The sequence below is a fragment of the Salmonella bongori NCTC 12419 genome (genome assembly GCF_000252995.1).
Lineage (GTDB): Bacteria > Pseudomonadota > Gammaproteobacteria > Enterobacterales > Enterobacteriaceae > Salmonella > Salmonella bongori.
Map to the genome: position 1 here is coordinate 888,511 of NC_015761.1, position 13,179 is coordinate 901,689.

Below are 13,179 nucleotides of genomic sequence, written 5' to 3' on the forward strand. Positions count from 1 at the left end.
TCTCCTCAACGGGTTAAAAAGGCGCGCCACTGGGCGACGACATCGGTAAGTTGCTCGCGTGAGACGTCCAGGTGCGTCACCAGACGCACAATCGGCGCGGCGTTAATCAGGATATGCCGCGCACGCAGGTATTCGCCAAGCGCGGTGGCCTGGGTTTCACCAACGCGAACAAACAGCATATTTGTTTCGTGTCGCATTACCTCTGCGCCCGCCTCGCGAAGCTGCTGCGCTAACCAGGCTGCGTTATCATGATCCTCTTGCAGGCGCGCCACGTTATGTTTTAACGCATACAGCCCGGCCGCTGCCAGAATTCCTGCCTGCCGCATTCCGCCGCCGACCATTTTACGCCAGCGCGTTGCGCGTTTAATGTAGTCGTGGTTACCGACCAGCAGCGAACCCACCGGCGTTCCCAGTCCTTTGGACAGGCAGATGGTAAAGGTGTCGCAATACCGGGTAATTTCTTTTAGCTCACAGCCGTAGGCGATGACCGCGTTGAAAATTCGTGCGCCATCAACGTGTAGCGCCAGCCCGCGTTCGCGAGTAAAATCCCAGGCGTCTTTCAAATAGGCGCGCGGCAGCACTTTCCCGTTATGCGTGTTTTCCAGACTGAGCAGGCGTGTGCGTGCGAAGTGGATATCATCCGCTTTAATCTTTGCCGCTACGTTATCCAGTGGCAGAGTGCCGTCTGCGGCAGCATCAATGGGTTGCGGCTGAATACTGCCGAGTACCGCGGCGCCGCCCGCTTCATAGAGATAATTATGTGCGCCCTGACCGACAATATACTCTTCGCCGCGTTCGCAGTGGCTAAGCAGGGCGACCAGATTGGCCTGGGTGCCGGTAGGTAAAAAAAGCGCCGCTTCTTTGCCGGAAAGGTCGGCGGCATAGCGCTGGAGGGCGTTAACGGTAGGATCATCTCCGTATACGTCGTCCCCGACCGGGGCGGCCATCATCGCTTCAAGCATGGCGCGGCTCGGTCGGGTAACGGTATCACTACGTAAATCAATCATGGCACATCCCTGGATTTTAAAAGGTGATGTGCACTGTTTTACCTTAGCCAGTTTGTTTTCGCCAGCTCGATAACTTCATCGCCGCGACCGCTGATAATGGCGCGCAGCATATACAGGCTAAATCCTTTGGCTTGTTCGAGTTTGATCTGGGGCGGAATCGCCAGTTCTTCTTTGGCAACCACCACGTCCACCAGTACCGGTCCATCTATCGAAAAGGCACGCTGCAGCGCTTCGTCCACTTCGGACGCTTTTTCGACACGGATCCCCGGAATACCGCAGGCTTCAGCGATTTTCGCAAAGTTGGTATCATGCAACTCGGTGCCATCGGTAAGGTAGCCACCCGCCTTCATCTCCATTGCCACAAAGCCCAACACACTATTGTTAAATACCACGATTTTTACCGGGAGCTTCATCTGTACTACCGAGAGAAAATCACCCATTAACATGCTAAATCCGCCATCGCCGCACATCGCAATAACCTGACGTCCAGGCGCAGTAGCCTGCGCGCCGAGCGCCTGCGGCATGGCATTGGCCATCGAACCGTGGTTAAACGAGCCCAGTAACCGTCGCTTACCGTTCATTTTCAGATAACGGGCTGCCCAGACGGTCGGCGTACCGACATCGCAGGTAAAAATGGCGTCGTCATCGGCAAAATGACTAATTTGTTGCGCCAGATATTGCGGATGAATGGCTTTGTCGCTGAGTTTAGCCAAATCATCCAGCCCCTTGCGCGCATCGCGATAGTGCTCCAGCGCTTTGTCGAGAAAGCGCCGATCGGTTTTTTCTTCCACCAGCGGCAGCAGGGCGCGAAGCGTGGCTTTAATATCGCCCACCAGCGCCATGTCGACTTTACTGTGTGCGCCAATACTGCCCGGGTTGATATCAATCTGAATAATTTTGGCATCACTGGGGTAAAAGGCGCGATAGGGAAACTGGGTGCCGAGCAGGATAAGCGTATCGGCGTTCATCATGGTGTGGAAACCAGACGAGAAGCCAATCAGGCCGGTCATTCCTACATCATAAGGGTTATCGTACTCAACGTGCTCTTTGCCGCGCAGGGCATGAACGATTGGCGCTTTCAGTTTTGCCGCAAACTCGACCAACGCTTCATGCGCGCCGGCGCAGCCGCTGCCGCACATCAATGCGATATTGCTGGAGTAGCGCAACAGTTGTGCCAGTTTTTTCAGCTCGTCCTCTGTCGGCGTGATAACGGGTAGTGGGGCATGATACCAGTGGGTGACGGCATTATCAGGCGCAGGTTTCAGCGCCACATCGCCCGGGAGTACCACTACGGAGACACCGCGGTTTAGCACCGCTTTACGCATGGCGATCGCCAGAACCTGGGGAATTTGCTCAGGGCTGGAAACCAACTCGCAATAGTGGCTGCATTCACGGAACAACTCCTGCGGGTGGGTCTCCTGGAAATAACCGCTGCCGATTTCACTGGACGGAATATGGGCGGCGATCGCCAGAACAGGAACGTGGTTACGGTGGCAATCAAACAGGCCATTGATCAGGTGCAGGTTACCTGGTCCGCATGAACCGGCGCACACTGCCAGCTCGCCGGTAAGCTGCGCTTGTGCGCCGGCGGCAAAAGCGGCAACTTCTTCGTGGCGGGTCGGCATCCATTCAATAGTTCCCATACGATTAAGACTGTCACTCAGACCATTCAGGGAGTCGCCTGTGACGCCCCAGATCCGTTTAACGCCAGCCTGTTCCAGCGTTTTGGCAATATAAGCGGCAACGGTTTGTTTCATGGTTGTCCATCTCCTTAAATGTCATACCGGTTACAAGTTTAGTTGAAAATGGTGATGACGTTTTTCATGGAAAGGCGTGGGGGCATAAAAAGGAAAATGCCGGATGGCGGCGCTGCGCTTATCCGGCCTACATGACAACGGTAGGCAGAATAAGGCGTTTGCGCCGTCATCCGGCAAGTATTGCGAAGGTGTTATGCGAGCACAAGATCGCCCTGTGGATGGCAAGAACAGGCCAGCACGTAGCCGTCGGCAATTTCTGCGTCGGTCAGCGTCATGGTGCTATTTACCGTATAGTCTCCGGAAATGATTTTGGTTTTGCAGCAGCCGCAAACGCCCGCCCGGCAGGCGGCGACAACCGGTACTTTATTACTTTCCAGCGCCTCCAGCAGCGTTGTACCTACCGGTGCGTAGAACGCTTTTGCCGGCTGCAGCTTGGTGAATTTCAGCCCGCTGGTTGCCGCTTCCGCGACCGGCGTGAAGAATTTCTCATTAAAGAAGCGGGTGACGCCGAGCGCTTTCACCTCTTTTTCCACCTGCTCCATATACGGCGCCGGGCCACAGGTCATCACCGTGCGACTTGCCAGATCCGGCACGCTTTTCAGCAGTTCGGTGGTCAGTCGGCCCGCAACAAAACCGTGTGTGGCGTTGTTTTCTGCGACCAGTGTAACCGCGTACTGACGCCACTCATCGGCGAAAATGACGTCAGCGGGCGAACGCACGTTAAAAATAACCTGAACATCAGCCTGAGGACGATATTTTGCCAACCAGCGACGCATCGACATAATCGGCGTTACGCCGCAGCCAGCGGCCAGCATCAGGAACTTGTCATCCGTTTTATCTTCACAGGTGAACTCGCCCATCGCATCAGACAGCCAGAGATAATCGCCGCGTTTGACGTCGCGAGTCAGCCACTGCGACCCTTCACCGCTTTCAATACGACGAACGGTCAACGTAATGTACTCGCTAACGCCCGGCGTTGAAGAAATGGTATAGGCGCGCAACGTTTCAGCTGAATTGCGTACGCTGACCAGTGCATACTGCCCGGCGCGATACGGATAATAATCGTGGCACAGCAACGAAATTGTCCATACATCCGGCGTTTCCTGATGGATGTGGTGCACCTGCATCCGCCACGGGCACTGTGTGGTTGGCATCGTCATCTTATACTCCTTACGCGCTCAGCAGCTGTTTCATGTCTTCTTCAACGGTGGTTACGGAACGCAGACCAAATTTCTCGTTGAGGACCGCCAGCAGATCCGGGGTAAAGAAGCCCGGCGCGGTCGGGCCGGTCACGATGTTTTTCACACCCAGCGACAGCAGAGTCAGCAGAATCACGATCGCTTTCTGTTCGAACCAGGATAGCACCAGCGACAGCGGCAGATCGTTCACCCCACAGCCCAGTTTTTCAGCCAGAGTGACCGCAAGGATGATGGCTGAGTAAGCATCGTTACACTGACCAGCATCGACCAGACGCGGCAAACCTTCGATATCGCCGAACTCCAGTTTATTAAAGCGGTATTTACCGCACGCCAGGGTCAGGATCAGGCAGTCGTCCGGGACGCTGGTGGCGAAATCGGTAAAGTAGTTACGTTCACCGCGTGCGCCGTCACAGCCGCCGACCAGGAAGATGTGACGCAGTTTTTCACGGCTAACCAGATCGATCAGCGTATCGGCTGCGCCCAGCAGAGTCTGACGGCCGAAGCCAACGGTAATCAGATGTGGGATTTCGCTGTACGGGAAGCCTGCCATCTGTTGCGCCTGCGCGATAACCGGACCGAAATCATCGCCTTCCAGGTGACTTACGCCCGGCCAACCAACGATGCTACGGGTCCAGATGCGGTCATCGTACGCGCCTACGGTCGGGTCGATAATGCAGTTCGAGGTCATCACAATTGGGCCCGGGAAGCGAGCGAACTCAACCTGCTGGTTCTGCCAGCCACTACCGTAGTTACCGACCAGATGTTTAAATTTACGCAGTTCCGGATAGCCGTGGGCAGGCAGCATTTCACCGTGGGTATAGACGTTGACGCCGGTGCCTTCGGTCTGTTCCAGTAGGTTGTAGAGATCTTTCAGGTCGTGACCGGAGATCAGAATGCATTTGCCCTCGGTCGCTTTTACGTTGACCTGAGTCGGCGTTGGGTGGCCGTATTTGGTCGTTTCACCGGCGTCCAGAATGCTCATCACTTTGAAGTTCATCTGGCCGATTTCCATTGAACACTCCAGCAGAGCGTTCATATCGGCAGGCCAGGTACCCAGCCACGCCATGATTTTGTGGTACTGAGCATAAATGTCATTGTCATACTGACCCAGAACGTGCGCGTGTTCCATGTAGGCCGCTGCACCTTTCAGACCGTACAGGCAAAGCAGACGCAGGCCGAGAATATTTTCGCCAATTGCTGCTTTGTCTTTGTTCGGGGTAAATTCTGCAGCCTGGCGCTGCAGTTCACCGAGGTCGTCGCTGACCAGCTGCAGATCAGCCATTGGGTTGTCGCAATGTGCATTGGCATCCACGCTCAGGCACTGGGCTTTCAGCGTTTCGCGCATGGCGATCGCGTCACGCGCATAGCCAACAATACGCGGGGAGTCAAAGTTAACGTTAGTCAGGGTAGAGAAAAATGCGCGTGGCGCAAAGTTATCAACGTCGTGGTTGATGATGCCGTATTCACGCGCTTTTACTGCCCATGCAGAGAGCCCCTGTAAGGAGGCAATCAGCAGATCCTGGAGATCGGACGTTTCAGCGGTTTTCCCGCACATACCCTGCGCGTAAGAGCAGCCGTTTCCTGCCGGAGTACGGATGGTTTGTTCACATTGCACACAAAACATGGTCACACCTTTAAAGTTATATTTAATATACATGTTTAAGATTATGCTTGTGCTCAAAGGGATAAAAGGAATTTCTGCCATAATTTGCAGGGAGATTGATTTAGCGCAATTTTGGCGATAGGTGACTACCGCCAGAGAGGTATCAGGCTGAGAAAAACGCCATTAATAGCGGCACCAGCAGGCTCAGAATAAAACCGTGAACAATAGCCGCAGGAACAATCTCTACGCCACCGGAACGCTGCAAAACCGGCAGCGTAAAGTCCATCGACGTCGCCCCGCACAGACCTAACGCTGTTGAACGACTGCGGCGTACCAGGCCCGGAATAAGCATGATGGCTAATAACTCGCGGGCCAGATCGTTAAAGAATGCTGCACTGCCGATAACCGGCCCAAATGACTCTGTGAGCAAAATACCGGAAAGCGAGTACCAGCCGAAACCTGACGCCATCGCCAGAGCGGTTTTTAACGGTAAGTCCAGGATAAATGCATTAATCACACCCCCCAGCAATGAGCTTGCCACCACAACGACCGCGACAATCATTCCCCGGCGGTTAAGCACAATTTGTTTTAAGGTCATGCCGCTATTTCGTAACTGAATTCCCACCAGGAATAATAAAAAGATCAGTGTATATTCACTGGCTTCTGTCGCGTGCTGTAAAAAGGAAAGACCGCTCAGACCAATCACAAATCCCACGACGACTACGCCGCACAGTTGCAGTGACTCAAGCGCCATTGCGATACGCGAGGGCAGTTTTTCCTGCTGATGGTGGTGGCGCCACGGTAAGGTGCGCTCCAGCCAAAATAATGCAGCGACATTGCACAATAAAATGATCGTAATACTGACGGCGGAATAATGAAAAATCGCCACCAGATTACGGGTGAGATTATCCAGAAACGCCAGACTGATTCCCATAAAAAAGAGAATGAGATATACGATCCAGCTCAGTAGTCGATTAATGAGTTGTAATGCGGCTTTTTGTCGCAGCACGATGAGATAGCCCACAATCAGTGGAACCAGAATGATAAAAAGTCCTGAGAACATGAACAGCCGGGCCCTTTTTTATTGTTTGAATAACGTCCATGACACTACCGAATTACAGACTCTCAGTAAAGCGACACCGCTATCCGTACATTTATCAGGCTGTTGCTCCTGGCAAAGAGGGGAATATCACGCCAGGCGGAAGCATTTGCCGTTATACTGCGGTGAAGGTAATGGAGTGGTGACGCATTTCTGGAGGAAGCATGATTCTCGAACGCGTTGAAATCGTGGGATTTCGTGGTATCAACCGACTGTCGTTGATGCTGGAACAAAACAACGTGCTGATTGGGGAAAACGCCTGGGGCAAATCCAGCCTGCTGGATGCGCTGACTCTGTTACTGTCGCCAGAACTGGATCTCTATCACTTTGTACGTGAGGATTTCTGGTTTCCGCCAGGCGATGTAAAAGGACGCGAACATCACCTGCATATTATTCTTACCTTTCGCGAAACGCAGCCGGGGCGACACCGCGTACGTCGTTACCGGGCGCTGGAGGCGTGCTGGTCGCCTTGCCAGGATGAATTCCATCGTATTTTTTATCGGCTTGAGGGCGAATGCGGCGCCGATGGTAGCGTGATGACGCTACGCAGTTTTTTAAATAGTGATGGGCAGCCGCTGCCGATTGAAAATATTAATGAGCTGGTGCGGCATCTGGTTCGTCTGATGCCTGTGCTGCGTTTGCGCGATGCGCGTTTTATGCGCCGTATTCGCAACGGTACGGTGCCCAGTGTTCCGGATGTTGAAGTCACGGCCCGACAGTTGGATTTTCTGGCGCGCGAACTGGCGACCCGGCCACAAAATTTAACCGATGGGCAGATCCGTCAGGGCCTGTCTGCAATGGTGCAACTGCTTGAGCACTATTTTTCGGAGCAGGGCGCAGGAGAGGCACGTCATCGGCTTATGCGTCGTCGTTCGCAAAACGAACAGCGTAGCTGGCGCTATCTGGATATTATTAATCGGATGATCGACAAACCGGGCAGCCGGTCGCACCGGGTGATTCTGTTAGGGCTTTTTTCCACACTGTTACAGGCGAAAGGGACGCTGCGCCTGCATAAAGACGCGCGACCATTATTGCTGGTGGAAGATCCGGAAACCCGCTTACATCCTATTATGCTCTCGGTCGCCTGGCAATTGCTCAATCTTTTACCACTACAGCGGATAGCGACAACTAACTCAGGCGAACTGCTGTCGCTAACGCCAGTGGAGCATGTTGTACGTCTGGTGCGCGAGTCTTCCCGCGTTGCCGCCTGGCGCCTGGGACCGGGCGGATTAAGCGCAGAGGATGGAAGACGTATCGCGTTCCATATCCGCTTTAACCGCGCATCATCGTTGTTTGCGCGTTGTTGGCTACTGGTGGAAGGCGAGACGGAGACCTGGGTTATTAATGAGCTGGCGCGTCAGTGCGGACATCATTTTGATGCGGAGGGCATTAAAGTTATTGAGTTTGCTCAGTCCGGCCTGAAGCCGTTGGTAAAGTTTGCCCGCCGTATGGGAATCGAGTGGCATGTCCTGGTCGATGGTGACGAAGCCGGAAAAAAATATGCCGCAACGGTGCGTAGCCTGCTCAATAACGATCGGGAAGAAGAGCGCGAGCATCTTACCGCACTGCCTGCCCTGGATATGGAACACTTTATGTACCGTCAGGGTTTTGCCGATGTTTTTCATCGGGTTGCACAGCTTCCACCCAACGTGCCGATGAATACCCGAAAAATTATCACTAAAGCTATTCATCGCTCATCAAAGCCGGATCTGGCGATTGAGGTCGCGATGGAAGCCGGGCGGCGGGGGATTGACGCTGTGCCGCCGCTGTTCAGAAAAATGTTTTCGCGTGTAGTGTGGCTGGCGCGGGGCCGGGCAGATTAGCAACTAAATATGGCCGGAACCTGTTCAACAATATTATCGAGTAAAGCATAGCGACGGCGATACTCTGCCCGCTTTTTACTGGCGATCTCCGCTTCGCTTTTTCGTGCGATCGCCAGCGGTAGCGCGTAGTAATTCCTTTTGATTTTTTCACCGCCTAACGAATCCCAGAATGCGTCGTAGTCAGCATGCATTTGTGTCTTTTTATCCATGTATCGCCAACTACGGTATACGTGCGCATCGTTACTCACGGCAACAATCTGCTCTGCCTGCAAAACCTGGGCAAACTGACAGAGAGCCTCCATTACAATACGTTTTGGGAAAAGACCATAACAGGCTTTAGTAGCCTGTTGGATAACCTCATGAGGGACGTCGTTGGCCGCCCCCTGTAATCCACCAATAAATAGTGTGCGTTGTTGATTAAAGCGGCACAAGGTAAAGGTAATCTCTGCCAGAATACGTAACCGGGCGTCGCGTATAACCAGGGTGCTTTCGCCTTCTTTATCCAGCGAAACCAGACTAATTAAATCAAGTTGAAACAACTCACCGGTTTTAGTTTCAAATTTAGCAAGATTCAGGCCATACTGACTTAAATAGCTAACTTGTTGTTCTCGCGACAAAAGCTGGCGTAATGCTTGATAATGAAAACACAGAGCGTCTAAAGCGAAATCACGTTTAATATTCACTGCCATATAAGGACGATGTAGCCGAATAGGCAAACGCGGCTGACGAGCAAGTAAAGTATTTAACTCCGGCCATTGGGTCAGATTTGTCAATAATTGGCTGGTTGCACGCGGCATGATTAATGAACGGATTAGAAACTTGCGGCGAAAACTGGCCTTACGCCAGAATTTCCCTGGCTGTAATTGCCCGCGGGTCAGACGAATAAATAATTGTAAAGGAGAGAGGTGTTCTGAAGTATACCAGGTATTATCTGTAAGCTGTGTCATGATCGTAATCCGCGACATAAGATTGTCGTGATTGGACCACAGGAAACATTAACCAATCGTCAATACAGCCAGCGCTACCTTTATTGCGTCAGGTTTGTTTAGATAAGGTTTACTTTCTGGTTAAACTTTTGCCGTCAGGATTTCTATGCGTGCTAAGGGAAAGAAATTTAAAAAACGTTACCTTGTCATTATTTTAATTCTTTTAGTGGGGGGAATGGTGATCTGGCGGAAGCTAAATGCGCCGCTGCCACAGTATCAGACGTTAATCGTGAGGCCCGGCGATCTCGAACAAAGTGTACTGGCGACCGGGAAACTGGATGCGTTGCGCAAAGTGGATGTCGGTGCGCAGGTTAGCGGCCAGTTAAAAACGCTGCTGGTCTCGATTGGCGATAACGTCAAAAAAGATCAGTTGCTCGGCGTGATTGATCCTGAACAGGCGGAGAACCAGATAAAAGAGGTTGAAGCCACCCTGATGGAGTTAAACGCGGAACGCCAGCAAGCCGTCGCCGAGTTGAAGCTGGCACGGGTGACGCTGACGCGCCAGCAACAGTTGGCTAAGACGCAGGTGGTGTCGCAACAAGATCTGGATACTGCCGTGACGGAGATGGCGGTTAAACAGGCGCGTATTGGTGCCATTGATGCACAGATTAAACGTAATCAGGCTTCGTTGAATACCGCAAAAACCAATCTGGAATATACTCGCATCGTTGCGCCTATGGCGGGAGAAGTCACGCAAGTTACCACTCTGCAAGGGCAAACGGTGATTGCGGCTCAGCAGGCGCCCAATATTCTGACATTGGCAGATATGAGTACCATGCTGGTAAAAGCGCAGGTCTCGGAAGCCGATGTCATTCATCTTCGGCCAGGTCAGAAAGCCTGGTTCACTATTCCCGGCGATCCGCAGACGCGCTATGAAGGTGCCTTAAAAGATATTCTGCCGACGCCGGAAAAGGTCAATGATGCTATTTTTTATTACGCCCGGTTTGAAGTGCCTAATCCTAAAAGAATTTTACGTCTTGATATGACTGCGCAGGTCTATATCCAACTCATGGATGTAAAGAATGTGCTGATTATTCCCCTCGCCGCGCTCGGCGAACCCGTCGGCGACAACCGTTATAAAGTGGCGCTGTTGCGTAACGGCGAAAAACGTGAGCGCGAAGTGGTGATTGGCGAGCGTAACGATACCGACGTGGAAGTGGTTAAAGGTCTGGAAGCGGGCGATGAGGTGATCATCGGTGAGGGCAGGCCGGGAGCGACGCCATGACGGCCTTGCTTGAACTGTGCAACATTAGCCGTAGTTACCCGTCCGGAGAGGCGCAGGTGGAAGTGTTGAAAGACATCTCCCTGCAAATCCGCGCCGGAGAGATGGTGGCGATTGTTGGTGTTTCCGGTTCCGGAAAGTCAACGCTAATGAATATCCTCGGGTGTCTGGATAAACCGACCAGCGGCACGTATCGGGTGGCGGGACGGGACGTCTCGATGCTGGACCCGGACGCACTGGCGCAACTACGGCGCGAACATTTTGGCTTTATATTTCAGCGCTACCATCTGTTGTCGCATTTAACGGCGGAGCAAAACGTTGAGGTGCCTGCCGTTTATGCCGGTATTGATCGCAAAAAACGCCTGGCGCGCGCCAGGGAGTTGCTTCAGCGGCTGGGGCTAAGCGATCGCGTCGATTACTCGCCTTCGCAGCTTTCAGGCGGTCAACAGCAGCGCGTCAGTATTGCTCGCGCGCTGATGAATGGCGGACAGGTCATTCTGGCGGATGAGCCGACCGGTGCGCTGGATAGTCATTCCGGCGAAGAGGTCATGACGATTTTGCATCAGCTGCGCGATCGCGGCCATACGGTGATCATTGTTACGCACGATCCGCAGGTTGCCTCTCAGGCGGAGCGCGTCATTGAAATTCACGATGGCAAGATTGTCCGTAACCCGCCCGCGCAGGAAAAGGGCGGCGGGCAAAGCACTGCTGCTGCCGTTGTGAATGAGGCTTCTGGCTGGCGTCAGTTTGTCAGTAGCTTTCGCGAAGCGTTGGCGATGGCATGGTTAGCCATGGCCGCTAACAAAATGCGTACCTTGCTTACGATGCTGGGAATTATTATTGGTATAGCGTCGGTGGTGTCGATTGTGGTGGTCGGGGATGCTGCAAAGCATATGGTGTTGGCGGATATTCGCGCTATGGGCACTAACACGATTGATATCCACCCCGGTAAAGATTTTGGCGACGATAACCCGCAGTACCGGCAGGTACTGAAGTATGACGATTTGGCCGCTATTCAGAAACAACCATGGGTCAACTCTGCGACGCCCAGCGTTTCAAAGAGTTTACGTCTTCGCTATGGCAATATTGATATCGCGGTAAATGCTAATGGCGTTAGTGGCGACTATTTTAATGTTTACGGAATGTCTTTTAGCGAGGGGAATACCTTTAATGTGGTACAGCAACGGGATCGCGCCCAGGTTGTGGTGCTGGATGCCAACACGCGACGCCAGCTATTTCCAAATAAAGCGAATGTGGTAGGAGAAGTGGTACTGGTAGGGAATATGCCGGTCATCGTTATTGGCGTGGCGGAAGAGAAACCGTCCATGTATGGCAATAGCAATCTGTTGCAGATCTGGTTGCCTTACAGCACGATGTCTGATCGTATTATGGGGCAGTCATGGCTTAACTCGATCACCGTTCGTGTGAAAGATGGCGTTAACAGTGATCAAGCTGAACAGCAGCTTACCCGTTTGCTTACCTTACGGCATGGCAAAAAAGACTTCTTCACCTGGAATATGGACAGTGTCCTGAAAACCGCTGAAAAAACCACCTATACCCTTCAGCTATTTTTGACGCTGGTGGCCGTCATTTCGCTGCTTGTCGGCGGGATAGGCGTCATGAATATTATGCTGGTTTCCGTTACTGAGCGAACGCGTGAAATCGGCATCCGCATGGCAGTAGGCGCGCGCGCCAGCGATGTGCGACAGCAGTTTCTTATTGAAGCTGTGCTGGTCTGTCTGGTTGGCGGGGCGTTGGGGATTGGTCTGTCGATGCTAATCGCGTTTATGCTACAGCTTTTTCTACCCGGCTGGGAGATTGGCTTTTCACTGACTGCGCTCTTGAGTGCGTTTTTATGTTCGACCTTTACCGGCATTTTGTTTGGCTGGTTGCCGGCAAGAAACGCGGCGCGTCTGGATCCGGTGGACGCGCTGGCCAGGGAATAATTGTGCTGGCGCTTTATCCGGCACGATATGTTGGCCTGATAAAACGCAGCAGCATCGCTATCTGGCATTGGCGCTATTCGCCAGAAATAAAAATGCCAGCCGATCGGGCTGGCATTTTGCCTCCTGGATGTACACAATGAGACAGAGGAGTTATGCAACGGCCTCTGCTTCGATGGGCACGATGATACTGGCATGATTGCCTTTTGGCCCCTGGTGTACATCAAACCGGACAGACTGCCCGGCTTTAAGCGTTCTGTAACCATCCATCTGAATGGTGGAATAATGGGCGAAAATATCCTCGCCGCCGCCTTCAGGGCAGATGAAACCAAACCCTTTGGCATTGTTGAACCACTTTACAGTACCCGTTTCCATGCTTCGACATCCTTCGTAAAACTTATATAAGTAAGATGGAATGAACCGGTGACGGAGTGGGGGCTGTTCAAAACCTCACCAACTCTCGACAGTACAATTTAGAGAAATCAGGCGAGGCGTCAAGCATCAGTCAGGGGGGAGCGGGTAAAAATGAATCAAAAATTT

At 52.7% G+C, this 13,179-nt stretch carries 10 protein-coding genes; 3 read left to right on the plus strand and 7 right to left on the minus strand.

What is annotated here, in order from left to right:
* Positions 1-5: 5 nt before the first annotated feature.
* From ltaE to SBG_RS04170, 5 genes are all read right to left on the minus strand, one after another.
* Positions 6-1,007 carry a low-specificity L-threonine aldolase gene (gene ltaE, locus SBG_RS04150; RefSeq protein ID WP_000566417.1) on the minus strand — a complete coding sequence of 334 codons (1,002 nt, stop codon included), beginning with the start codon at positions 1,005-1,007 and terminating at the stop codon, positions 6-8.
* Between the two features lie 38 nt (positions 1,008-1,045).
* Positions 1,046-2,764, minus strand: coding sequence for a ubiquinone-dependent pyruvate dehydrogenase (gene poxB / locus SBG_RS04155; protein ID WP_000815328.1), 1,719 nt, complete (start codon positions 2,762-2,764; stop codon positions 1,046-1,048).
* 191 nt (positions 2,765-2,955) lie between these two features.
* Entirely contained in the window at positions 2,956-3,924 is a 969-nt protein-coding gene (gene hcr, locus SBG_RS04160; protein WP_000178699.1) for an NADH oxidoreductase, read from the minus strand.
* 10 nt (positions 3,925-3,934) lie between these two features.
* A complete protein-coding gene (gene hcp / locus SBG_RS04165) occupies positions 3,935-5,587 on the minus strand; it encodes a hydroxylamine reductase (protein WP_000458840.1) in 1,653 nt (550 codons plus the stop codon).
* 142 nt (positions 5,588-5,729) lie between these two features.
* Positions 5,730-6,629, minus strand: a complete 900-nt coding sequence (locus SBG_RS04170) for a lysine exporter LysO family protein (protein WP_000490988.1) — start codon at positions 6,627-6,629, stop codon at positions 5,730-5,732.
* Between the two features lie 200 nt (positions 6,630-6,829).
* Here SBG_RS04170 and SBG_RS04175 point away from each other — a divergent pair, with 200 nt between their 5' ends.
* Positions 6,830-8,488 carry an ATP-dependent endonuclease gene (locus tag SBG_RS04175; RefSeq protein ID WP_000599777.1) on the plus strand — a complete coding sequence of 553 codons (1,659 nt, stop codon included), beginning with the start codon at positions 6,830-6,832 and terminating at the stop codon, positions 8,486-8,488.
* Here the strand turns inward: SBG_RS04175 and SBG_RS04180 are convergent.
* Positions 8,485-9,435 carry a VirK/YbjX family protein gene (locus tag SBG_RS04180; RefSeq protein ID WP_000192850.1) on the minus strand — a complete coding sequence of 317 codons (951 nt, stop codon included), beginning with the start codon at positions 9,433-9,435 and terminating at the stop codon, positions 8,485-8,487. The genes SBG_RS04175 and SBG_RS04180 overlap by 4 nt on opposite strands.
* Positions 9,436-9,580: 145 nt before the next feature.
* On the opposite strand from SBG_RS04180, the gene macA reads away from it, so the two are divergent.
* A complete protein-coding gene (gene macA, locus SBG_RS04185; protein ID WP_001201757.1) occupies positions 9,581-10,699 on the plus strand; it encodes a macrolide transporter subunit MacA in 1,119 nt (372 codons plus the stop codon).
* A complete protein-coding gene (gene macB, locus SBG_RS04190) occupies positions 10,696-12,642 on the plus strand; it encodes a macrolide ABC transporter ATP-binding protein/permease MacB (RefSeq protein WP_000125868.1) in 1,947 nt (648 codons plus the stop codon). Before macA ends, macB begins: the two co-directional genes overlap by 4 nt.
* A 150-nt stretch (positions 12,643-12,792) precedes the next feature.
* On the opposite strand, the gene cspD is transcribed toward macB, so the two are convergent.
* Positions 12,793-13,014 carry a cold shock-like protein CspD gene (gene cspD / locus SBG_RS04195; protein ID WP_000447498.1) on the minus strand — a complete coding sequence of 74 codons (222 nt, stop codon included), beginning with the start codon at positions 13,012-13,014 and terminating at the stop codon, positions 12,793-12,795.
* Positions 13,015-13,179 lie beyond the last annotated feature (165 nt).